The 22,361-nt window shown below is 62.0% G+C and carries 20 protein-coding genes; 12 read left to right on the top strand and 8 right to left on the bottom strand.

The window, feature by feature from the left end; genetic code table 11:
- Positions 1-382: 382 nt before the first annotated feature.
- From I7X12_RS07030 to I7X12_RS07015, 4 genes are all read left to right on the top strand, one after another.
- Positions 383-673 carry a PqqD family protein gene (locus tag I7X12_RS07030; RefSeq protein WP_198063133.1) on the top strand — a complete coding sequence of 97 codons (291 nt, stop codon included), beginning with the start codon at positions 383-385 and terminating at the stop codon, positions 671-673.
- 9 nt (positions 674-682) lie between these two features.
- Positions 683-1,129, top strand: a complete 447-nt coding sequence (locus I7X12_RS20865) for a lasso peptide biosynthesis B2 protein (protein WP_198063132.1) — start codon at positions 683-685, stop codon at positions 1,127-1,129.
- A gap of 178 nt (positions 1,130-1,307) precedes the next feature.
- The gene (locus tag I7X12_RS07020) at positions 1,308-3,095 is read left to right on the top strand and encodes an ABC transporter ATP-binding protein (protein WP_232343091.1); all 1,788 of its coding nucleotides are present in this window, start codon (positions 1,308-1,310) and stop codon (positions 3,093-3,095) included.
- A 124-nt stretch (positions 3,096-3,219) separates the two neighbouring features.
- Positions 3,220-4,134, top strand: a complete 915-nt coding sequence (locus tag I7X12_RS07015) for a phosphoenolpyruvate carboxykinase (ATP) (RefSeq protein ID WP_198063131.1) — start codon at positions 3,220-3,222, stop codon at positions 4,132-4,134.
- Between the two features lie 58 nt (positions 4,135-4,192).
- On the opposite strand, the gene I7X12_RS07010 is transcribed toward I7X12_RS07015, so the two are convergent.
- Positions 4,193-4,351: a hypothetical protein gene (locus I7X12_RS07010; protein ID WP_198063130.1), complete on the bottom strand. Its 159-nt coding sequence runs from the start codon at positions 4,349-4,351 to the stop codon at positions 4,193-4,195.
- A 308-nt stretch (positions 4,352-4,659) separates the two neighbouring features.
- Positions 4,660-4,821, bottom strand: coding sequence for a hypothetical protein (locus I7X12_RS07005; RefSeq protein ID WP_198063129.1), 162 nt, complete (start codon positions 4,819-4,821; stop codon positions 4,660-4,662).
- Positions 4,822-5,028: 207 nt separating this feature from the next.
- Between I7X12_RS07005 and I7X12_RS07000 the strand changes: the two genes are divergently transcribed.
- Positions 5,029-6,384, top strand: a complete 1,356-nt coding sequence (locus I7X12_RS07000; protein ID WP_198063128.1) for an RNA-guided endonuclease InsQ/TnpB family protein — start codon at positions 5,029-5,031, stop codon at positions 6,382-6,384.
- Here the strand turns inward: I7X12_RS07000 and asnB are convergent.
- The 3 genes from asnB to I7X12_RS06985 form a co-directional block, all read right to left on the bottom strand.
- Positions 6,378-8,255, bottom strand: coding sequence for an asparagine synthase (glutamine-hydrolyzing) (gene asnB / locus I7X12_RS06995; protein WP_198063127.1), 1,878 nt, complete (start codon positions 8,253-8,255; stop codon positions 6,378-6,380). The genes I7X12_RS07000 and asnB overlap by 7 nt on opposite strands.
- Positions 8,252-8,869 (bottom strand): hypothetical protein, encoded by a 618-nt coding sequence (locus tag I7X12_RS06990; protein ID WP_198063126.1) that lies wholly within the window; start codon positions 8,867-8,869, stop codon positions 8,252-8,254. The genes asnB and I7X12_RS06990 overlap by 4 nt, the downstream gene beginning before the upstream one ends.
- 513 nt (positions 8,870-9,382) lie before the next feature.
- Complete coding sequence (locus tag I7X12_RS06985; protein WP_198063125.1) at positions 9,383-10,534, bottom strand: glycosyltransferase family 4 protein; 1,152 nt, start codon at positions 10,532-10,534, stop codon at positions 9,383-9,385.
- 125 nt (positions 10,535-10,659) lie between these two features.
- On the opposite strand from I7X12_RS06985, the gene I7X12_RS06980 reads away from it, so the two are divergent.
- From I7X12_RS06980 to I7X12_RS06955, 6 genes are all read left to right on the top strand, one after another.
- Positions 10,660-11,931, top strand: coding sequence for a sulfatase (locus I7X12_RS06980; RefSeq protein ID WP_198063124.1), 1,272 nt, complete (start codon positions 10,660-10,662; stop codon positions 11,929-11,931).
- 2 nt (positions 11,932-11,933) lie between these two features.
- Positions 11,934-12,146: a hypothetical protein gene (locus tag I7X12_RS06975; protein ID WP_198063123.1), complete on the top strand. Its 213-nt coding sequence runs from the start codon at positions 11,934-11,936 to the stop codon at positions 12,144-12,146.
- The gene (locus I7X12_RS06970) at positions 12,143-13,459 is read left to right on the top strand and encodes a sulfatase-like hydrolase/transferase (protein ID WP_198063122.1); all 1,317 of its coding nucleotides are present in this window, start codon (positions 12,143-12,145) and stop codon (positions 13,457-13,459) included. Before I7X12_RS06975 ends, I7X12_RS06970 begins: the two co-directional genes overlap by 4 nt.
- Positions 13,456-14,637, top strand: coding sequence for a glycosyltransferase family 4 protein (locus I7X12_RS06965; protein ID WP_232343090.1), 1,182 nt, complete (start codon positions 13,456-13,458; stop codon positions 14,635-14,637). The genes I7X12_RS06970 and I7X12_RS06965 overlap by 4 nt, the downstream gene beginning before the upstream one ends.
- A gap of 124 nt (positions 14,638-14,761) precedes the next feature.
- Positions 14,762-16,663 carry a hypothetical protein gene (locus tag I7X12_RS06960; protein WP_198063121.1) on the top strand — a complete coding sequence of 634 codons (1,902 nt, stop codon included), beginning with the start codon at positions 14,762-14,764 and terminating at the stop codon, positions 16,661-16,663.
- A 125-nt stretch (positions 16,664-16,788) separates the two neighbouring features.
- Entirely contained in the window at positions 16,789-17,898 is a 1,110-nt protein-coding gene (locus I7X12_RS06955) for an alkaline phosphatase family protein (RefSeq protein WP_198063120.1), read from the top strand.
- Between the two features lie 150 nt (positions 17,899-18,048).
- On the opposite strand, the gene I7X12_RS06950 is transcribed toward I7X12_RS06955, so the two are convergent.
- Together I7X12_RS06950 and I7X12_RS06945 are read right to left on the bottom strand one after the other, a co-directional pair.
- Positions 18,049-18,981: an alkaline phosphatase family protein gene (locus tag I7X12_RS06950; RefSeq protein ID WP_198063119.1), complete on the bottom strand. Its 933-nt coding sequence runs from the start codon at positions 18,979-18,981 to the stop codon at positions 18,049-18,051.
- A gap of 368 nt (positions 18,982-19,349) precedes the next feature.
- Positions 19,350-20,159 carry a glycosyltransferase family protein gene (locus I7X12_RS06945; RefSeq protein ID WP_198063118.1) on the bottom strand — a complete coding sequence of 270 codons (810 nt, stop codon included), beginning with the start codon at positions 20,157-20,159 and terminating at the stop codon, positions 19,350-19,352.
- Between the two features lie 132 nt (positions 20,160-20,291).
- Between I7X12_RS06945 and I7X12_RS06940 the strand changes: the two genes are divergently transcribed.
- Entirely contained in the window at positions 20,292-21,371 is a 1,080-nt protein-coding gene (locus tag I7X12_RS06940) for a glycosyltransferase family 4 protein (protein WP_198063117.1), read from the top strand.
- Positions 21,372-21,399: 28 nt separating this feature from the next.
- Here the strand turns inward: I7X12_RS06940 and I7X12_RS06935 are convergent, their stop codons facing one another.
- Positions 21,400-22,359 (bottom strand): alkaline phosphatase family protein, encoded by a 960-nt coding sequence (locus I7X12_RS06935; protein WP_198063116.1) that lies wholly within the window; start codon positions 22,357-22,359, stop codon positions 21,400-21,402.
- Positions 22,360-22,361 lie beyond the last annotated feature (2 nt).

The raw sequence follows: 22,361 nt of genomic DNA, 5'->3' as shown, positions 1-22,361 counted from the left end.
CCGCGATCGCATCCGAACCCGAACGTGCAGCAGAAACCGCCGTTGAACGTCCGTCTCTCTCCGATCCCACGGCCGCTGTCTCGTTCACACTGTGTGTCGCCTGCGTGATATCGCTGTTCCGAAAGCCGGACCACGAGGCACGCACCCGGAGTACCGGTATCGACTCTCTCGGGACACGATCGGCCGAAAGCCGGAGAACGGTGTTCGTCATAACGGTACCGGACAAGCGAGGGTCTTGCTGCCAAGGGACGAACTATTCGTAATAAAATCTTTCGGACGGGTGATACGGCGGCGTACTCCAGTCGGTCGGTCGCGTGAACGCAACGTGAAGGTCAGGATTTATATTCTGCTGGAAAGACGTTCGTGTAACTGATTACGAACAATGGGCGACTATACGGACTCGACGACCGTCGTCGCGGTCGAAGACGCGCTTTCGACGACACTCGATGGAGAGTCCGTGATCCTGCATACGGGATCGGGAGAGTACTTCGGGTTCAACGAAGTCGGGACCAGGATCTGGGAGGCGATGCAGGAACCCCGGTCGATGGTCGAGATCACACAGCAGATCGAAAACGAGTACGACGTCGAACGGGAGCGATGTCGGTCGGATATCGAATCTCTGGTCGACGAACTAGTCGAACAGGACCTCGCTCGGGTCGTCGACGACCCGTAACGTGTGCCGATGGACCGGGTGAAACGATTCGTCTCGGCCCCACCTGGCGACAAGCTTCGACTCGCGGTCGCGAGTGGGCTGTTGGTCGCCATCTGGGGAGGGTTGGTCGTCGTCTCTTTCGATCGGCTCAGATCGGTACTGGCCGGAACCGGTGACGTCGGTTCCCTGGTCGTTCCGGGAACACCGACCGCGGGTCAGGTGGTCGCGGCGGTGGACGTCGCGGATTCGTGGGTGCCGGGGACCAGAACCTGTCTGGTCCGCTCGCTGACCGCGGAGGTACTGCTTCGCACGTACGGCCACTCGTTCGAACACCGGATCGGCGTCGACAGAGACTCGTCCGACAGTGTCAGAGCCCACAGTTGGATCGAGTTCGAAGGTGAAGTGCTGATCGGAGACGTAGACAATCTGGAGGAGTACGAACCGCTCCCACCGATAAGCACCGGAAATGAACGCTAATTGGATATCCTCGAGAGATGAGTAGCATCACGACGGACGGTCGATCATCGGGCCTTCGACGGCTGAAGACGTCGGTGTCGGACTCGATCGGGCGCAGGCGGTGTGCGCGAACGCGGGTCCACCCGCCGGAGTCGAAGCGAGGGTTCCGGAACAGTTGCGCCGTGACGGTGAGTTCGGAATGACACGAGCCGATCCGACACTCCGAGACAAAGTGTCCGCGGTGTACCAGGCGGCCCAGTTCAGACCGTGGCTCGGGGCAGGGGTCGTCGTCGTGAGTTTCTCGGCGGCGCTCCTCGAGGGGGTCGGGCTCGGTCTCTTGTTGCCCATCATCGAGATCACGCAGTCGCCGTCCCCGCACGACGCCGACGGGCCGTTGGGCCTGTTCGTTCGAGTCTACGGGTGGTTCGGGATCCCCCTCACCCTCGAATCGCTGATCGTGAGTCTCGGTGGTGTCATGTTTCTCCGGTTCGCACTCAGTTTCGTCAGCGGCTGGCTCCGGGCTATCCTCGGCGTGAGTTACCAGCGTGAGCTCCGAGAACGGCTGTTCGATTCGCTGATGTACGGGCCAGTCGACTACATCGACGAAGTCGGGTCGGACGATCTCCTGAACAGCTTCATCACGGAGACGAACAGGGCCGCCGGCATCGTCATGGCCACGTTCAACATTACCGAAGTCGTGCTGCGGGGTGGGGTCTACCTGATCCTGGCCACGCTGTTGTCACCGGCGCTGACTGCTGTCGCCGTCGCCAGTCTCACCGTGAGCACTCTGCTCGTCCGGTACGTCCTCGAACCGGCGTACGCGGTCGGCGACGAGGTCGCGAACATCAACGACGAACTCCAGACGCTCTCGCAGGCTAGCTTCCAGGGCGCACGCGACGTTCGGCTGTTCAACATGCGCGAGGAGTTCGTCGACAGGATGCACGAGTCGCTCGACGGATACGTCGCCAGCAACGTCAGACTCCGCCGAAATCAGGCTGCGCTGCAGAATCTCAACCAGTTCGCGAACGTAATCGTCGTGTTCGGACTCGTCTACGCCGGGTTCCGACTGACCTCACTCTCGATCGCACGATTGGGCGTGTTCCTCTTCGCGATATTTCGACTGTCGCCCGTGGTGAATCAGATCAACAACCGCCTGTACACGCTAGACGGGCAACTCCCGCACCTCCTCCGGGTTCGAGACCGACTGGAGTCACTCGCCGAACGGGAGACACCGGCTACCGGGGGTGACCGGTCGATCCGGACGGTACAGCGCGTCGACTTCGACGACGTTTCGTTCTCCTATGGGGGCAGTGAACGGGTTCTCGACGACGTCTCGTTCTCGGTCGAACGCGGCGAAACGGTCGCACTGGTCGGGCCGTCGGGCGCCGGAAAGTCGACCGTTATCGCGCTGCTCGGCCGCCTACAGGTGCCGGATTCGGGCGATATCCGCGCCGATGGGACACCGATCGAGGACCTCGACGTCCGCGAGTGGCGCGAGCGCCTCGCTATCGTCCGTCAAGACCCGTTCCTGTTCGACGGGAGTCTGCGGGAAAACGTCTCGATCGGGAACCGAAACGCGTCCGACCGAGCGATCGAACGAGCGTGCGAAACCGCGCAGGTCACCGAATTTCTCCCGGAGCTACCCGATGGGTACGAGACGGAACTCGGTGAGGACGGGGTACGCCTGTCCGGTGGCCAGAAACAACGGGTCGCCATCGCCCGAGCCCTGTTGAAGGACGCCGACGTGTTGGTGCTGGACGAGGCGACGAGCGAACTCGATTCGAACATCGAACAGACCGTCTACGAGGGGATCCGCTCGCTCGAGTCGGAGTACGCGACGATCAGCATCGCACACCGACTCTCGACGGTCGACGGCGCCGACCGTATCTACACCCTGGTGGACGGATCGGTCACCGAAACCGGAACACACGACCAACTGCTCGAGAGAGACGGAACCTACGCCGAACTCTACGTCACACAATCGTGAACTATCGTTCGTGGGGCACGGATCCGATACCAGCTATGGGGTGCTACGACCGCCGTCACGGGGTCGGGGCAGGCAGTTTTAAATTGCGCGCAACGGTGTTCTGAGTCGACAACAGAGGGCGCCAATGCACTATTACTCCGCGTACGACCTCACGATCCGGTCCGAGTTCACGCTCCCCGAACTCCCGTCGCTCCCGGACGAGCCCGCGAGCGTCGACGTCGAATTCCGTCTCGGGGAGGTTACAGCCGTCGCCGAGACGGTCGAAGCGTTCGACGGTCGTCGGATCGCAGCGGCTCCCGGCACCTGCCGGCTCTCGTACGACACGATCGGGTCGTTTCTGGTCGAAGGGGGTGAACGCGTCGTCTGTGATCCGGATTCCGAGGACCTCGTGGAACGGGATCTGTTTCGGCGGTTGCTGGAAAACGAGATGATCGGGCTCTTGCTCCACCAGCGCGGCAACCTCGTCTTGCACGCGAGCGCGGTGGCCGTCGACGGAAACGGGGTCGTGTTCCTCGGACCCCGTGGAGCGGGGAAGTCGACCACTGCGACGGCGATGCAACTCGAGGGGTACCCGATGCTGGAGGACGACGTAGTCGGGATCCGTTTCGACTCGGGGACCCCGATGGTCCTCCCCGGCGTCCCGCAGCTACGCTTGCGGGAGGACGCCGCGGTGGCACTGAACGTCACGGACCGGTCCACCCCGTCGGAGGAGTCGTGGTACGAAAAACAGTATCTGTCGGTGTCCGAGATCCCCGAGCCCGTCCCCCTCACTCGCTGCTTCAAACTCCAGCGCGGTGACCACCTCGGCTTCGGGGCGTTGGACGGTCACGAGAAGCTGCTCGGACTCGTTTCTCGCACGCACGCGCGCGGATTGCTCTCGGACACGGCCCAGTCCCAGACTCACTTCGAGCACTGTTCGCGCGTGGTCGATACCGCTGTGTTCCGGGTGTTGAAGCGCCCTCGGGATCACGACCGACTCCCGGAACTGGTCGAAAAAGTGGTCGAAGACGCGCGGTGTGGTCGACTCGTAGAGGGGTGACGCCGACCGATACGTCTCTTCGGGTGGATCGAATCGACCGACGAGAAGCGATGGTACGTTACGACGCGGGCGAGATCGAACCGACGAGCGGAGTGTTGTCACTGTACTGGTCGGTCGCCCCTCCCTCCTTGTTCGACTGCTCGGTGATCGATTCGACGGGTCCGTATTCGGTCATCTGGGGCGACGTGTACTCGCTGTTGGATTGCTGACGCGTCATCCTAACTGGATCGTTCCTGTCGATCAATATAAAACTAGCGTAGGAACTGGATCGTGACCCGAGGGAACGAATATGTGACCGACGACCAACGACTGGTGAACGGTGATCTGCCGCGCATTCGAGAGTAAACGACGGGATCGGATCCGCCCATCGTTCGGATCTCGAATGCGCCTCGACAGTGACATCTAATCGGAAGCGTCCACAAGCGACGATAGTGGCATCCGAACGGGGCCCGGCAGGGCCCACAGCGCTGTCGTGGAAACCAGACTGTCACGACAGCACGGTCTCGGCTTCGACCCGACGACGAGTCAGGGATACGGGCTGGTCGAGCCCACGATCTCACCGTTCGTGTCGTCGGTGTACTGGTCGGTCGACGTGCCGTCTTTGTTGTATTGCTGTTCCGTGATTGCCTCAACGGACCCGTATTCGGTCAGTTCAGGTACACCGTAGTCACCCGTGTCTCTTGTCATGACCCATCACCGAATTGTTGGCTTTCTATAATTAAGGTTGCTCCGATACGGGCGTGAAGTCAGTTCACAGAGATGCGAGGAGGAAGCCCACGGCTCAAGCCGTGGGAGGAATCCGATACCGTTCGGTTCAATCCACGAGCGAGAGGAGACTGACTCCCCTACCACGCCGAGACTTTATACCCAAATACGCGGCAGTGTCTCCTACAGATGGAGGATGTGATCCGCACTGTCAAAGTCGAACTCGACGTACCCGACGGGCGGTGCGAGGACCTCCATCGGACCAACGACCAGTTCCTCCACTGTGCGAACACTACCGCAGCGTGGGCGTGGAGACACCCGAACGCCTACTGCGTGAGTTCAAAGCGAACGGCCGAGAACGCCCTCTACGAGCAACTTCGCGACGAGACGGAGTTAACCGCGAACCTCGTCCAGAAAGGGATCCGACGCGCTATCGAGGCGACCAAAAGCGGGGTCGCCCGACGCGAGAAGGGCGAGACCACGAGCCAACGGCACTTCGACGCGTGGAGCGTCGTCTACGACAAACGTGCCGCGACGTTCTACCGCGACCACGTCTCGCTCTCGACCGTGAACGGTCGCCTCGAGTGTGACTACGTGCTGCCCGACGACGCCGAGGGGACGCCGATTGGCGAGTACCTACTGAACGAGGATTACGAGTTCCGCACCTCGACGCTCCAGTACGACCGCTCCACGGAGTCGTTCTATCTCCACACACGGATGCGCCGAACGGGAGACGACCAAGAGCCGTCAACGACTCCTTCTGAAGACGTTCATCAGACACGGTCTGATGCAGCCCATCAGAACGCTTCGCGTTCTGAGGACGCCAAGCACAGAACAGTCCTCGGTGTCGACCTGAACGTGGATGGCTCGCTCGCCGTGACTTCGACGGGCGCGTTCGTCGGGAAGGCCGACGAGATGACCCACCGACGCCGAGAGTTCGAAAAGACGCGCGGGTCGATGCAACGGTCGGGCACGCGGTCGGCGCACTTATCGATCCAGTCGATGGAAGACCGCGAACACCGCTGGATGCAGGACGAATTACACCGCGCGTCGAATCGGATTCTCGACGAGGCTCGCGACCACGATTGTACGCATATCGCCTTCGAGGACCTGACCGATATTCGTGACCGGATGGCTGGTGCAAAGCGATTCCACGCCTGGGCGTTCCGACGCCTGTTCGAGTACGTCGAGTACAAAGCCGAGATGTGCGGTCTCGAGGTCGCGCAGGTAAGTCCATCGTACACGAGTCAACGGTGTTCGAAGTGCGGGTTCACCCACGAAATAAACAGGCGGTCGAAACACCAGCTCGTCTGCCAGCAGTGCGAGTACGAACTGAATGCGGACTACAACGCGAGCAAGAACATCGCTCGCAAACTGCTCGAGCGACTCCACTCGGGGCAGACGTCTTCGAGTGGAGGCGCACTCTGTCAGTGTGCGCTGACGTCAGGGACGCTGAGCCTGAACGGCGAGTTCCACGCCTCCGTCGATTCGGCGGCAGAAGGGGAGTCCACTGACAAGCCCACGACGTCAGTCGTGGGTCACTGACCGCTCGTGTGGGCCCACGTCTTCATCCACGTCGAGAGCGAGAGTGCGCGCCAGAGTGCTCGCGCATCACGGGTGCTCTGGGTTTCGGCGAACCGTTCGTGGGCCGCTCGCAGCGCGTCCTGGTCGACGAAGTCCTCGAGCGGGCCGGGGTCGGCGACGAGGCGCTCGAGTCGGTCGTCTTCTCGAGCGAGCGAGTTCCAGAACCCCTGGCTCATATCGGTCTTCCACACGCGCGTCCCGATCTCCTCGGGGAGGCGGTCGGCGAGCGACCGTCGGATGATCGACCTGGTCCACCCCTCAGAGAGCTGTTGGGTCGGCGGCATCGCCAGCGAGAACTCGACGAGTCGCCTGTCGGTGAACGGGTAGCGAGGCTCGACGCCGAAGGCAGCGGCGACCAGATCGGTCGTTTCGAGGCTCGCGGTGATCGTTCCGAACGTGAGCGACCGACACTGGCGGCGCCGAGCCGTCTCCCTGAGTACCGAACCGGTCGCATACCGCTCCCGAAGTTTCTCGTCGAGACCGACTCGGTCGACGAACGCCGGGCGAAGCGTCGGGTTCTTCCGCTCGGCCAGCACGGGCTCGTCGCGGATCCGTCGATACGTTCGGCGCACTGCGGGCGGAACGAGCGGAAGGACGGCGTGGTGCAGGAAGACCCGATGTCTCGGCGCCCCGCCACGCTCCGAGATCGCCTGGATCTCCGCCGCGAGTCGTCCCCATCGCCCCGTCCGCAGCAGCTCCGGGATCAGTCCCAGCCCGTACCCGGTAGCACTGTCTCCGAGGGCGCCTTCCAGGACGACGTTCACGCCCGCTTCGTCCGCACGCTTCATCCGCTCCCAGATCGCGTGGTGCATCGTATCGTGGGGGGGCTGGTCGTAGTGCCAACCCATCGACTCACGGTCGTCGAGCATCCCGACCTCGTCCATGAACACGTACCGTGAGTCGATCCCAGCGCGCTCGGTCACCCGTTCGACGAACTCCCGCTCGTCGCTCGTCGGAGCGTCGTCGTACACGTTCGAGAAGGTCAGAAGCGGATCCGCCGACGACAGCAGGTCACGGGCTACGACCGTGATCGACGACGAATCGAGCCCCCCACTCAGCGCGGTTCCAACGGTTCCGTCGGTTCGGAGTCGACAGCGGACGGCCTGCTCGAACAGCTCCCGGAACCGCCGTTCGTAGGCGGCGTCCGACCCGAGAGTGACGCTGTCGGTCGGGTCGAGGTCCCAGTACTGCCACAGCCGGCTACCGTCGCTGCGAACACTGATCGCGTGAGCCGGCGGAAGTCGGCGGATATCGCGGTAGTACGTCCGCTCTTTGTCCTCGAACGTTCCAGTGAGGAGGTCGCCGACCTTCCGCTCGTCGAGGGTTCGGTCGACGTCGGGGAGTGCGAGGAGTGCCTTCGCCTCCGAGCCGACCGCGAAGGTATCGGGGCTGGAGTGATAGTACAGCGGCTTGACGCCGAAGCAGTCCCTGGCGCACAACAGGCGCCCGGCCGCCGAGTCCCACAGGGCGAACGCGAACGACCCGACGAGATGGTCCGGACACGCCTCGCCCCACCGCCGATACGCCGCGAGCACCAGCCGGCTATCGGGAATCGGTTTCCCGCCGTTCGCGACGTCGAGCGCGTCCAGCAAGGTCGCTCTGTTGTCGAGACGGATATCGCCGGTGACGACGACCGCGCCGTCACGACACGGCTGGTCGTCGTGTTCGGCCTCCGGCGTCGAACGGAGCTGCTGGTGGCCTAGCCCGACGGGACCATCACACCAGATTCCCTCCCCGTCGGGGCCCCGATGGTCGATGCGTTCGTGCATCGCCTTCAGGTCGGGATCGACACCGCCACGGCCGCGATCCAAGAGCGCGACGATCCCGCTCATTCTGTCGCTCTCGACGCGTCGCCGTTCGTGTTCCACTCGAAGGACAGGTAGGCCGTCCCCTCCTTCACGGTCGATTCGGATTCGACCGGCCCCCCCGTCGCGACCGCCAGGCCGACTCCGATGAACGACTGGATAGGGTGATCGAGTCTACCGAGGTCGCCGACCGTCGCTCCCCGAACCCGGACCGTGACTCGCCTCCGTTCCGCGACGTCAAGGTCGGCGATCCGTTCGAGCCCCGTCGATTCCGCGAGCTCGTAGTAATCCGTGACGCCTTCGAGCAGCGCCTGTACGACCGCTCTGTCTTCCTCGGGGAGATCCGCGACCGACGGTTCGAAGTCGCGAACCAGGCCGCGACCGGTCGGAACGAGCGACAGCGCCTGGCGGCGGTCGGAGTCGACGACCACCGAGTCGAGGTTCTCGGCGGGCGGGACGGGCTGGTCCATCGCCCCGCCGACGTAGAACCGCGCGTCGACCGGACGCTCGCCCGTCGGAACGTACGTCCGATGACCGGTCACGGCGAAGTGATCCACGATCGCGGCCCTGTTGTCGGCGGTCGCCTCGTAGAGGCTCTGGCTCACTTCGACGGGGTGGCGAACACCGCTCGAAAGCACCATACAGAGGACCGCCCCGACCACCCCGACTCCCGCGAGCGCAGCGAGCACATCCGAAGCGGAGGGATAGAACGACGCGGCCCCTCCGGAAACGACCGCTATCACGAACAGTAGCACCGCTCCGCCCCGATAGCCGACCGTCAGCAGACTCGCGCTACCGGCCCTGGCACGGTCTCGTTCGTGATGTGTCTGTGGTACCTCCCGTTTCGTATCCCGATCGGAATCGACCGTCCGTGACTCGTAGCTTGTCTCAGAGCTCATTACTGTCCTTGCTTCTCTCTGGCTGGTGACCGAGACACCCGATCGACCACGCGGTCGGGCGACCGGGAAGCCCGGATCCAGTCGCCGCCGGGGTGCGATTCCGGTGGCGAAACCGGAGCGTTGCCGAATTCGACGTCTGCGAATCGTATAAAATCGTTGATTAGATCGGTCCGGGCTGGCGGAGTGAACGGGTTCACGGGACTCGTCCGTGCGGAGCTCCCCCCGTTGCGCTCGGGCGAGGTTCGTGCGGGCATACTACTGCCACCCTCCCTCGATGGCACGCTCGTACGTCTGCTCGGCCTGCCGTGCGACCGACGACCAGTCGTAGCGCTCGACGCGCTCGGTCGGGTCGACGGCCGGGCTGTGGCCGCCCAGGGCGCGCTCGAGCGCGTCGGTGAGAGCCGCGACCGACGGGTCCGCGAGAAAGCCGGCGTCGCCGACGACCTCCGAGGCCGCCGAGTGTGGGTGTTCGACGGCGACGACCGTGCAGCCGGCGGCCATCGCCTCGGCGAACGTGATCCCGAAGCCCTCGCGCGTCGATGGGGAGACGAAGACGTCCGCGGCGCGCATGTGACCGAGCACGTCCTCGTACGCTTCGAGGAAGCCGAGGAACTCGATGTCGGCGGCGGCGTCGAGCGTCTCGGCCTGGCGGCGGAGCGCGTCGGCCTCCGGCCCGTCACCGATGATCCCGAGGGTCGCGTCGTGGTCGGCGGCGACCTTCTCGAACGCCTCCAGCAGCAGGTCGACGTTCTTGTGTTCGATCAGCCGGCCGGCGTAGAGGAGGTCGTAACCGTCGGCGGGGTCGTCCGGGAGCGGCGCCGCTCGGACCTGCTGGGTGTCGAGTCCGTTCGGGACGACACGGATCCGGTCGCGGTCGGGCCCGAGCGTCGCGAGGCGGTCGGCGGTGACGCCCGAGACGGCGACCGGGAGCTGCGGCGTTCGCGCGGTGACCCGCTCGACGAGCTTGCCACAGGGGGCGAGCCGGCCGAGGTACTCCTCCCAGTACGAACGCCAGACCTCGTGCCAGGTCGTGACGAGCGGCACGTCGGTGCCCAGCGCCGAGACCTTCACCGAGAGAACGGGAAAGTACGGGAACACGGACGCGACGACCAGGTCGTGGTCGCGGTCGGACAGCGCCGAGCGGAGCGAGGGAGCGGCCCGAACGGCGAAGTCGAGCGCCTCGGTGATCGACCGTCGCTCACCGGCGTAGAGGTCGGCGCCGGGTGCGACCGCTCGGAGTGTCATCCCCTCGTACTCGATAACTTCGGGACCGTCCCAGTAGTGACGCCCGTAGACCGACACCGCGTGTCCGTCCCGAGCGAGACGGCGTCCGATCTCGTAGATCCGCTTCTCGGCACCCCCCTTGACGAACGGGTAGACGACGTTGGAGACGAACGCGATATGCACTGGTTGACTCCGTCGGTCCTCGGTTCGCGGCCCACGGTAATTGTGTTTCGCTGTTTCGTGGCAGTGTGAATTTGTGTGAAGGAGAAACATTAACTCCGAACGACAGGGATAGCAACTCGATAGCCATGCCGCGGAATATCGTCCTTATCACATTCGACGCCCTTCGGGCCGACCACCTCTCGTGCTACGGATACGAGCGGGAGACGTCGCCGTTTCTCGCGTCCGTCGCCGCGGACGGTGCGCGGTTCGACCGCGCGTTCAGCGCGAGCTCGCACACTCGCGAGGCGGTGCCGTCGATCCTGACCGGCCGGTATCCGGACGACGCCGTCGACGCGGGCTACCAGCGAGACGCGGACACGGTCGCGGCGAGGCTCGCGTCGAACGGGTTCGAGACCGCCGGCTTCCACTCCAACCCGTTCGTGTCGCGGGCTTACGGCTTCGACCAGGGGTTCGACCACTTCGACGACGACCTCCACCTCGGGAAGAACAGGCTGCTGGCGCTCGCACAGCGGGCGCTCGACAAGGTCCGGAACCGCCACTACGCGCGCGCTTCGGAGATCAACGAGCGGTCGCTGGAGTGGCTCGACTCGCTGGACGGCGGGCCCTTCTTCCTCTGGAACCACTACATGGACCCCCACGGGCCTTACGAGGCGCCCGCGGCGTACCAGCGCGAGTTCCACGGCGAGGCGGTCCCGGATTCGGCCGCTCAGGACCTCTATCAGCGGGCGATAAGCGACCCCGAGAGCATCACCGACGCCGAGCGCGAGCGACTGATGGATCTCTACGACGCGGAGATCAACTACACCGACGACCGGCTCCGGTCGCTGTTCGACGGCTTGGAAGAGCGGGGTCTTCTCTCCGAGTCGCTGGTCCTCCTCACCGCCGACCACGGCGACGCCTTCGGCGAACACGGCTACTTCGAGCACCCCCGATACCTGCACGACGAACTGGTCCACGTCCCGCTCGTGATGGCCGGTCCCGACGTACCGTCGGCCACTATCGAAACGCCGGCCAGTACGCTCGACGTCGCGCGGACCGCACTCGAAACGGCGGGCACACCGGTGACAGGACTCCCCGGGGAGGACTTGCGTGCGGTCGTCGATTCCCCCGAAGCGTACGCCGACCGGGTGGTCGTCTCGCAGGCGCGCGGCGAGGACGGCGACGCACATCTCCGTCGGTTCAGCGCTCGGAGCGAGTCGGCCACCTGGTTCGGGGAGTACGACACGACGGCCGACGACCTCTCGCTCTCGGGCGGTGACGCGGAGGGCGAGACGGCGGCGCAACTGCGCGGCCACGTGGCCGAGCGAACGGACGCGGAGGGAACGACGCAGGCGAGCGAGACCGAGGCGGTCGACGACGAGATCGAAGACCGACTGTCGGCGCTGGGGTACAAGTAACGATGGCTGACATCTCGATTTCCGACGACCTGATCGAACGCATCGAAACGCGCGCCGAACACACGGAGTTCGAGACCGCCGACGACTACGCCGGGTACGTCCTGAACGAGGTGCTCGCGAGTCTCGAAGAGGACGACGCCCAGGGGCGCGAGCTCGCGGTCGACGACGCCGGTGTCGAGGACCGTCTCCAGTCGCTGGGGTACCTGAACGAATGACGAGTCCCGGCGCGGAGCGACGCAACCTCGTGTTCGTCACGGTCGACAGCCTCCGTGCCGACCACTGCGGGTTCGTCGATCCCGACTCGAGCCTGACCCCGGCCATCGACCGGGTCGCCGGCGACGGGCTCTCGTTCACGCAGGCGATAGCGGCCGGGCCACGCACGCCGTCGTCGGTCCCGGTGTTGTTCACGGGCGAGTTCGTGGCCGAGGACCCGGAGTGGTCGATGGGCGACTGGCGCGGTCGCCAGCAGCGCATCGGCCGGCACATGGCGCGGTTCAGCCACCTCAGCGAGCGGCTGGGGGCGATGGGGTACGAGACCGCCGGGATCACCGCCAACCCCTGGACCACCCGCGAGAGCAACTTCGACGCGGGCTTCGACCGATTCTTCGAGATCAGCGCCGACAGCGACGACATCTCCTCGACGCAGCTCTCCGATTCGACGCTGTTCAAACTGGCCGACACGGGCCTCGACGCGCTTCCGGGAGACCCTCTCGGCTGGAGCGACAAGAAGGAGTGGTTCTCACAGTGGCCGGGCAGTTTCGAGCTGGTCACCGAACAGCTGTCGGACCTGTCCGAACCGTTCTTCCTCTGGGTGTTCGTCCTCGACTCCCACCAGCCGTACATCACGCCGCGGCGGTTCCGCGAGGAGGCGTCGGCCTGGCGGATGTACTATTCGATCCTGCGCTACTGGTACGGGGAGAGCGCCGACGAGGCGATCCCCGACCACGCCCGGGAGATGATCGGCGCCGCCTACCGCGACGCCGTCCGCTCGGTCGACGCGTTCGTCGACGAACTCGCCGACGCCGTCGCCCCGCACGATCCGGTCACCGTCTTCTGTGCGGACCACGGCGAGGCGGTCGGCGACCACGGTAACTTCGGCCACCCGCAGGCGCTGTACGACGAGAACATCCGGGTGCCCATGTTCGTCCACAACGCCGGCGTCCGCGGGCAGGTGGACGAGCAGGTCTCGCTGCGGTCGCTGCCGGACATGCTGACCGACCTGGCCGACCCCACGGGGTTCGACCCGACGGCGTACACCGACCGAGCCGTGCTGTCGAAGACGGAGAACGACCGACGCCGGGCCGTCCGCACGCCGTCGTGGAAGCTCGTCCGGGACCGTGAGACGGCCACCGAACGGCTCTACGACCTCCACGAGGACTCCGACGAGACCGAAGACGTGTCGGCGGATCACGGGGCGGTCGTCGAGTCGCTCTCAGCCGTGCTCGACCGACACGACCGAACGCGGACCGAGAAGGCGTCGATCCGCCGAGTGACGGACGACCTCGCCGCGGAGGACGCGACGATATGACCGACGGCCTCCGGATCTGCCTGATAACGAAGATGTACCCCCCGCGGACGGGCGGCGGCGCGACCTACGCCTACGAACTGGCGAACGCGCTCGGCGAACGAGGGCACGACGTGGACGTGTACACCCAGGCGGTCCCCGACGGCGACGACCCGCCGCCGACACAGGAGAACGTCTCGGTGACCAGGATCACGAAGGCGCGCCCGCTCGTGGTGGTGTCGACGCTGTATTTCAGTATCGCCTGCCGACGCCGGATCGACTTCGAGCGCTACGACGTGATTCACGGAACGTTGATGCCGGCTTCGACGGTCGCGCTCGGCCCGTGGTTGCTCCGGTCGATCGACGCGCCGCTGGTGTTGACGAGCCACGGCACCTCCTACGACGAGGCTCGGTCGGTCGACCCCCAGAGCCCCCCAGACTACCTGTTCAAGTACGTGTTCCACCCGATCAACGTGGTGATGGACGCCGTCAGCGGACGCTTGGCCGACCGGATCGTCGCGGTCAGCGACCACACCCGCGAGCAGCTGGGCGAGTTGTATCGCTTCGACGAGTCGAAGCTCCGGACGGTTCCGCCGGGGATCGACACCGAGCGGTTCAGCGAGCGGTCCGGGGGCCACCCCGCGGTGAGCGAGGTCCGGCCCTCGGTACTGGTGCTCAGCCGTCTCGACCCGCGCAAGGGGATCGACAAGGCGATCCGCGCGTTCGCACGGGCGGACGGGACCGACGCGGAGCTGCTGATCGCCGGGACCGGGCGACTGGAGTCGTCGCTGAAAGATCTGGCGTCGGATCTGGGCGTCGCCGACGACGTGTCGTTCCTGGGGTTCGTCCCGGACGAGGAGTTACCGTCGCTGTACTCGTCGGTCGAGCTGTTCGTCCTGCCCTCCGAGTACGAGGGGTTCGGGATCGTCTTCATGGAGGCGATGGCCTGCGGAACCCCCGTGATCGGCACCGAGGTCGGCGGCATCCCGACCGCGGTCGCCGACGGCGAGACGGGGTATCTCGTCCCACGCGACGGGATCGGCGAACTCGCGGCCCGGATGGAGGAGTTACTGGGCGACCCGGATACGTACGAGCGGATGGCCGCGTCCTCCGAAGCGTGGGCCGGCGACCACGAGTGGAGCGAGATCGCGTCGCGCGTCGAGCTCGAGTACGCGGAGTTGACGGGGGGCGAACGAGCGTGACTCGCTCCGATCGGGTGATCGTATCCGGAGCGGACGCCCGGGAGTCCCCCCGAGGCCCACGGCCATGATCGGGCGCGCGTTCCACGGCGGGTTGGCACTGCTTCGGACGTACGCGTCGGTACTGTTGCTCGCCGTCGGCGGGTTGTTGCTGTACTTTTTCGTCTCCATCGAGTTCTGGTCTGTCGTCGGCCCCGTCCTCGGTGTCGTGATCGGGTCGTCCATCGCTATCGTCGGGACGCTCGTCGGTCGGGTCCGCGATACCGAGCCGCCCACCGATGCCGCGGACCCGAACCCCCTCGACGCGCGAGTCCCGATCCTGCTGGCGAGTCTGTACGTCTTGAGCATGGTCGTGCTCTTCCGGTTCAACACCTACTACCGTCCGGACCTGATGTACGTCCTGTTCGGTGGCTACGCCGGGATCATCGGCTACCAGATCGCTCGAGGTGAGAGTCGGGTTCGGGTCGTCCCGCAGATCCTCGTCCTGGCGTTTTTCACCTACTGGAGCAGCCAGTTCCTCTTTCCCGCGGGGATGTACGCGCCGGACACGAACTATCGATACCTTCCCGTGATCGAATCTGTCTTTTCAAGCTATCATATCCCCGCATCTCAGGCGCGGTACGCGGGTCATCTCGCGTACGTGACCGAGTTCGCCTATCTGACCGGTCTTTCGGCGAAGGTATCGTACTATCTCTTGGCGACGCTGGTGTTGACCGGAACCGTGTTGTTGCTCGGGATGCTGGACGGCGTCTTTCCGGTGTTCCCGAAACGAGTCGCGCTGTACAGCGCGCTCGTATTCAGCGTGATGAGCTGGATGATCGGCCGTGGCATGCACCCGAACAAACTCAACTTCTTCTATCCGATCATACTGCTGCTCGGCATCGTCGCGGCCAAACTGTACCAGTCGGAGGCGTCGCGTCAGGAAGACCGAAGAGCGTGGTTCACCGTCGGAGTCGTCCTCGCACCGGCGATCATCTTCGGACACCGGTTCAGTGCGGGCGCGGGCCTCGTCTTCTTGGCCGTATTCGGCCTGTTTTCGGGACTGAGCCACACCGTTCTGAAAGGGCAGTACCAGAAGGTACCGGTGGGCTCGCCGATCTTCTTCGTCGGGCTGTACACGATCGGGGTCCTCGGGAATCCACTCCACCAGGAGGCGCTGTTGTCGCGGGTCGCGGGGTTGGTACTGGCAGTTCTGGTCACGACCGGTGCGACCGAGACGGAGGCCGGTGCAGCGGCCGGTGGGCCGGGCCGATACTCGGATCTCCCGCTCGACGTGCTCTTCGTCAGTACGGCCGCACAGACGCTGTTGTTCGTTCTGTTTATCATCGGTGCGATCTGGATGTTCCGGCGGGCCGAGTGGGAGCACGACTACGTCCTCGTCTGGATAGGGCTAGTCTCGCTTCTACTCGTCGTGAGTATCGTCACGAACTCCGTCGACACCGCACCGCAGCGGTTCTACGCACTCTTGGGTCTGTTCGGGTTCAACGTCTGTGCAGGAATCGTCTTTAATTATCTCGGCAAGACGAACCGGTTCTCCGACGGGCAGGTTTCGATCAGTGCCGGGCGTGGCGTCGTGGCAGTAGTGATCTGCCTCTTGGCCGTGACGAGCCTCGCGTCCCCGGTCGCAGACAAGGCCACGTCGCCGGCAGGAGACGAAATACCCCACTTCCGACAGTTCGATACCGCACAGCTGAACGAAGGGGAAGACTGGGGTCGAAGCTTCGGGTCCGAGAACACGAGTCGGATCGTTCCACCGAATCCGGACGTCCCGATTGAACGGACGGGCCGAGTCACCGGGAGGGCTAACACGAGTGTGCTCGATCCGGGAGCGGTCTACTCGTATTCCGGACTCTCGAATAGAACGGGAGTCTTGGCAAGTGACGGCCTGACCTTCGGCGGGCGACAATTCGTGTTCGTCGACTCACCGGTCGGCCCCTCCGAATCGAAAGTCTACACAAACGGACAGACGGAAGTGTATCGAAAAGAATTGCCGAACAACCGCTCCCTCTCTGGGGGATCACCAGAGTGAGCTTTGAGACGGCCGTACCTTCGAATTCGGTCCAGAGCACGGATCGGCGACTCGGTTCGTATCGGTGGCTGTGAACAGTGTTCACACGCAGAACTCCTAATAGGTGTCCTGCGGATTGAGCCACTATGGAGACTCTCGTCATCGGGTGGGACGCGGCAACGAGTCGTCACCTGTCACAGTTCGATCTGCCGTTTTGGGAATCGTTGTCCGAGAATGGGCGGTTACTTCCCGAACACCCGTTCGACGAAGCCGGATACATCAGCAGCGCGAACGCGTGGACGACGATCTCGACTGGAGCTCCTTTCTCCGAGCACGGAATGTTGGGCTTCGTGTACGGTCCATACTCCGATCACCCGCTCTCCGGTCCGATACGCTCTCTCGCCACCCAGACGTGGCTTCCCCCGTTGGTTCGACGTATTCTGATCGGACGCGTGCTGGGAGCACTCGGGGCTGGTACGAAAGGCGAGAAGGGCGACAAAGTGGACAGTACGAACATCCCGTACAAACGCTTCTGGGAGTACATCGACGGGGACGGCCTCGTATACGGGCTTCCGCTGACGTATCCGATCCGAGAGACCAACGGCGTCGTCGTTTCGGGAATCCCTGCACCGAAATTCGAAGAGGCTAGCAACCCGGTCGTATATCCCGAACGATTAGAGGAGACCGTCTACGATGGGGACGACGCCGGATACTACGTCGAGCAGGAGTCGCCCGTCAACGACCCGTCGGTACAGGAACGGCCGTACTGCGATCGACATCTACGGCGGATGGAGGCGAACGCGGAGAAGTACGTCGAACTCTACGAAAAACTCTCGCCCGAGCGGGATTTGGAGGTCGGGTTCCTCATGTTTCGGGGTCTCGACGACATCATGCACGCGACAGAGGACACGTCGATCATCCGGGACGCCTACGAGCTGGTCGACCGACTGACTGGAGACGTCGTCGACGCTATCGACCCAGACACGACGCTCGTGCTCTCGGATCACGGGATGCGACCCGCTTCCGATTACCGACCCGACAAGGACATGCGAATGGACCACGACACGACGCAAGGTGTCTGGGGCGCGACCGAGCCGTTCGAACTGGAACGCCACGTGGACGTGACCCCAGCGATACTCGATCGACTACAGGTCGACTGCGACGTCCCCGAAAAGCGAGACTCGACCGACACCGTCACGTCCGACCTCGAAAACGAGGTGATTCACGAACGGCTCGAAGACCTCGGTTATGCGTGATCGACGTCTCTATCGGAGAACTATCCGTACCTCCGACGGTAACTCGTTGAACCGAGATCGAAACTCGACCTCTCGAGAGTTCAGGTCGTAGGTCCGGAAGAGCGGGTTCGAAGGTGGCTGTTCCACGATCTCGTAAACTGCACTTCTCGGTCACGTATCCACGTATCCGAGACTCTCCAGCCGTTCTTCGACGGCGTCGGACTCACTACCCGCTGTCTCGCTGTCGGGTGGTTCACTGACGACCTCCCGGCGTTTTTCCCACTTCGTTTCGAGCCACGGGACACAGACCAATTCGTCGGTCCAGATTCCTTGGGGGTGTCCCCACTCTCGGATGGGGATCGGTGACGATCGTTCGCCGAGCATATTCCCGTGGTCGGAGGTCACAACTGTCTTTCCAGTGATATTCTCGACGAGTTCTTCGACGTGTGGCAGTGCGCGTCGGAGGTTCTCTGTGTACGCTTCCAACAAATCACTGTGAGCGATGTCGACTTCACCGGTCATCACTTGCATCCAGGTCGTGAGGTCGTCCGCGGCGGAATCGTCGATGTGTCCTTTGTCGAAATCCGTGTCGGCACCGAGAAACGGGTAGTGGGGTTGCATGTAGTGGACGAGGAGCCGTTTGTTCGGAAACTCCTCGGCCGCTTTTATGGCTTCTCTGGTGACGGTCTCCGGCAGTACCGTCTCGTGTTCGTCGTTCCAGGTGTCTCCGGCCCAGAGGTCGATTACTTCGTGAAACACCGTGTTGATCTCGCTGTCGTGGCGCTGGAGCATCGGATTCGTCGTGACGTACACCGTATCGAGAAACTCGCGGTCCCGGAAATTCCCTCGCAGAAATTCCGGCGTCGCCGAACCGCGAGAGACGACCTTTCGAAGGGTTCCTTCGATCGTGTTTTCCGATTCGAACAAGTCGTATCTGCAGGCGTCGAGAATGGTCAAGCAGTCCCAATCCTGCGTCATGAAGTCGATCCCCTCCGGATTGTAGTCCGACTGCGAACGCCTGTAATTGTAGAACTGAGATAATTTCCGTGCGAGAAGTTTCGGATTCGAGAGTCCGAGACGAATTTGACTCCTCTGTACTTTCATCAGACGACGGGTCGATAGACAGCCGAATCAAGATTTCGATAACGTAACACGACTTTGCATAAATCACACACTGTAACCGGGGTTGGGAACGCGAAATACCCACTCGGACGGATCTCCCGGCGCCGTTTCCGTCGCATTCGCCCGGGCAACCGAGGAGAACGGAGCGGGCAAGAGCGAACCGACCGATCGGATCGGACACTCGGTCCGGAGTCGACTGTTACAGGTGCTTCGAAGCACCGTCGACACGACCGATCGAAGTTTCGCGGTGGGCCGTTCCGGGCTCATAGTAAACTCTCTCGGCACTGCCGTCGGTAGGTCCGGTCGATTCCCCCGGACGAAGCGACGGATCGACAGCGTCCATGGAGGCCTCAGAAGAGTCTGTCGCTGAGATACCGTGGTGCCTCGAGTAGCGTTTGCCTCACTCCCCGTTCAGACACAGATTTTTCGAGGTGATAGCGAAGGCTGGCATCTTCGACGATTTTGAACGCGCTATACCGCGAGACGTACGAGTTTCGGTAAAACGCCCTCCACCTGGAACTCTTGTTTATCAAGTGAGCCGCGTTCTCGATCCCCGTTTCCGGACGTCCGTGGACGATCTTGGCGTCCCCGTGGATCGCACCGGGTGAAAACAGACGGACGTTGTAGTGGTCCGAGAGCGTAAATACGTCCACGTTCGAATCGTAAACCGCCCGCAGAAACGATGGCTGATTCTGAACGATATCCCGCTCGTTACGCCACTCCCGATAGAGCTCGTTCCAACGCGTGAGCAGTTCCCGTACGGAATCGTTCGATCGATACGAAACGACGCCGGTGTTGTACTGGATCCACGGGTCAGGGACACCGGGAGCGGAGTCTTGGCTCGGAGAGAGGGCTGCTGCCAGGTCACAGTCGTCGAGCACGTCGAACAGTTCGTGAACGCTATCGGTCAGATACGTGTCCGTATCGAGAAACAGGGTTCGGTCGTACGGGCTCATCCCGGGCTCTAGATTGGAGGAACTGAAGTCCGCATCGAGGCCCTCCATGTCCTGTACGGTATCGAACAGGCTCGAATCGATCGTCTCGTCCGTTATCAGCGTAATATCGATACCCGGCATGTGTTCCCTGGCGCTCTCTGCAGAAGTTTTTACCTCGCTTATATATTGGTCTCCCGTAGCGATATACAAGATGCCACGTGACATTACTTTTCAGATGTAGCGGGTATGGTATATACCTGATCGTCCATATTAAACAGTGCAATTTGGAGACGTAGTGACGTAGAGTGCATCACGTGACAGCGATAGTTATATTTAAATTCAACTTGGATGCCACGTATGGACGTTTTGCTGGTTGCACCACTCTTTCCGCCCGATACAGGTGGAATCCAGACTGTGATGAAAAACTTCGCTATTCACACGAACCACTCCCTAACTGTGTTAACGGAGAAAGACAAGGGAGATCCGTCTCTTAATTCCGATGCTACGATAGTAAAGAGAAAATTCTCCGGTCTCCGTGGCCGTGCTAACGTCTTACGATGGATTGTACGTCATCAGGCAAAGTTTGATCTGATCTATTTCTGTTCGATAATGCCGTTTCTGTCTGCTCCCGCATCGCGGTTCAAAAATGTAGTCGTGCATTCACATGGTCGAGAAGTGATCCGCAACCGGCCTTTTATATCGAAAGTAGGATTCGCAGTAGCTACCCGATCAGGTGTCAATTTTATCGCGGTGAGTGATTGGACTAAGCAGGCACTCCTTGATTCAGGGGCGGAGCGTGACCGAATGCAAGTTATACATAATGGTACTGACTACCAAAGGTTCGCCACCGAGAACTCGGAGTCCAACGTTGAGATTCCGATTAACGACGAAATGTTCACTATTCTTACAGTCTCTCGTCTCGACCCGCGGAAAGGTCACGATATAGTTCTAGACGCCATTGCAGGCGTCAGTGGTGTCGAATATCTGATCGTAGGTTCGGGTGAGCAACAGAGTGAACTTCAAGAAAAAGTACAGTCACTTGGGATACAGAATCGCGTGCGTTTTGCGGGCTATGTCCCAGACGATGAGCTACCGGCGTACTATAACCTTTCTGACGCTTTTGTGATGCCGGCACGTCACATCGAGGAGACAGGAAACATCGAAGGATTTGGCATCTCGTTTTTGGAATCAAATGCTGCTGGGACTGCTGTCATTGGTTCTGATACTGGAGGCATCCCGTCCGCGATCAAGGATGGAAAAACTGGGCTGCTTTGTGAGCCTTCTCCAGATTCGGTGCAAGAAACGATATTACGGCTAAAGGATAATGAAGATCTTCGGATAGAGCTCGAGCAAAATGGAATAGAATGGGCAAAAGAGCATGATTGGCCATCCATTGTTGATGAAATAGATGATGCACTAGTAGAGTTTAGTTGCTGATCCGAAAGGGACGTAATTTAAGTAGAGATCACCGATAACCTAGCATTTTGAGGTTCCGTTTTACCGTTTCGTCGTCGTACTTGGTTGACTCGTACTCCTTCGGTTGATGACCGTGCGTGTCAACTGCGTTAGTCTCCACCCAGGGGACAGATCGCATGGAGGGGTGATTCACACCTGGAGTATGATCCCAAAGTCCGCCCTCTCCGAGCGCTTGACCGTGATCCGCTGTTAGGACCGCATTTGGGGCGTCAACGTTGTTCAGTAGTATTTCCACTTCGTCGAGAACGTACCGCAAATTTTCTACGAACTTTTCATGGAGATCTTGGAGAGAAAGCTCGCCGTTGAAGTACCGATGGTATGGGCCGTATCTGGTTGACCATTCCTTTACCGTGAAGTCGCCACGGTCACCTGATCTAGAAATAAACGGCTTGTGAGGCTGCATATAGTGAACAATACAGCGGTCCCATTCAGTCCTTCGGCAATTTCGGACTGCTAAATCAGTGATAATATTCGCTGGAGGTGACGCAGACTCGTAGGCCCACTCGCCAACTTCATGTGCAGTCACGAACTTACGAAGAGGAGATTGACCCAATCCCTCAGCGTAGTGATTTCCTGTGATGTAGATTGTGTCTTCCATCTTAGAGTCGTATTCGCTCGTAAAAGTATTTGAGATCCATTCCTTCGAATGGCTCCCCACCGAGTGAATTGTACCGGTATCTGAGACAAATCCGTACTCGTCCTCCACGGCAGCCATCCACTCTGGGCGACACGCGTCGAGAACAACGAGCAGATCCCAGTCCCGCTCCCAGATCGGTGTGAGTGGATCCGGATACGTTGCCCGTTGATAACGGTACTCGGCAGCTCTCACTATCGGTCCACGCAATCTCCAAGGTATGAATCCCAGTGACCGCATCACCTGCTTCGGTGAAAACGGTAGCACAGCTTCTGATCGGTCGAGCGCTGTCCAAACAATGTTGTCGAGATCCATTG

The organism is Halosimplex litoreum (assembly GCF_016065055.1).
GTDB lineage: Archaea > Halobacteriota > Halobacteria > Halobacteriales > Haloarculaceae > Halosimplex > Halosimplex litoreum.
The sequence above is the reverse complement of the archived record's forward strand: the minus strand, read 5'-3'. Positions and strand labels throughout refer to the sequence as shown.

Coding starts and splice junctions, on each gene's coding strand:
- I7X12_RS07030 (WP_198063133.1), top strand. CDS start 383: ATGGGCGACTATACGGACTCGACGACCGTCGTCGCGGTCGAAGACGCG.
- I7X12_RS06980 (WP_198063124.1), top strand. CDS start 10,660: ATGCCGCGGAATATCGTCCTTATCACATTCGACGCCCTTCGGGCCGAC.
- I7X12_RS06990 (WP_198063126.1), bottom strand. CDS start 8,869: ATGGTGCTTTCGAGCGGTGTTCGCCACCCCGTCGAAGTGAGCCAGAGC.
- I7X12_RS06975 (WP_198063123.1), top strand. CDS start 11,934: ATGGCTGACATCTCGATTTCCGACGACCTGATCGAACGCATCGAAACG.
- I7X12_RS07015 (WP_198063131.1), top strand. CDS start 3,220: ATGCACTATTACTCCGCGTACGACCTCACGATCCGGTCCGAGTTCACG.
- I7X12_RS07010 (WP_198063130.1), bottom strand. CDS start 4,351: ATGACGCGTCAGCAATCCAACAGCGAGTACACGTCGCCCCAGATGACC.
- I7X12_RS07005 (WP_198063129.1), bottom strand. CDS start 4,821: ATGACAAGAGACACGGGTGACTACGGTGTACCTGAACTGACCGAATAC.
- I7X12_RS06940 (WP_198063117.1), top strand. CDS start 20,292: ATGGACGTTTTGCTGGTTGCACCACTCTTTCCGCCCGATACAGGTGGA.
- I7X12_RS06935 (WP_198063116.1), bottom strand. CDS start 22,359: ATGGATCTCGACAACATTGTTTGGACAGCGCTCGACCGATCAGAAGCT.
- asnB (WP_198063127.1), bottom strand. CDS start 8,255: ATGAGCGGGATCGTCGCGCTCTTGGATCGCGGCCGTGGCGGTGTCGAT.
- I7X12_RS06950 (WP_198063119.1), bottom strand. CDS start 18,981: ATGAAAGTACAGAGGAGTCAAATTCGTCTCGGACTCTCGAATCCGAAA.
- I7X12_RS06955 (WP_198063120.1), top strand. CDS start 16,789: ATGGAGACTCTCGTCATCGGGTGGGACGCGGCAACGAGTCGTCACCTG.
- I7X12_RS06970 (WP_198063122.1), top strand. CDS start 12,143: ATGACGAGTCCCGGCGCGGAGCGACGCAACCTCGTGTTCGTCACGGTC.
- I7X12_RS20865 (WP_198063132.1), top strand. CDS start 683: ATGGACCGGGTGAAACGATTCGTCTCGGCCCCACCTGGCGACAAGCTT.
- I7X12_RS07020 (WP_232343091.1), top strand. CDS start 1,308: ATGACACGAGCCGATCCGACACTCCGAGACAAAGTGTCCGCGGTGTAC.
- I7X12_RS07000 (WP_198063128.1), top strand. CDS start 5,029: ATGGAGGATGTGATCCGCACTGTCAAAGTCGAACTCGACGTACCCGAC.
- I7X12_RS06965 (WP_232343090.1), top strand. CDS start 13,456: ATGACCGACGGCCTCCGGATCTGCCTGATAACGAAGATGTACCCCCCG.
- I7X12_RS06945 (WP_198063118.1), bottom strand. CDS start 20,159: ATGTCACGTGGCATCTTGTATATCGCTACGGGAGACCAATATATAAGC.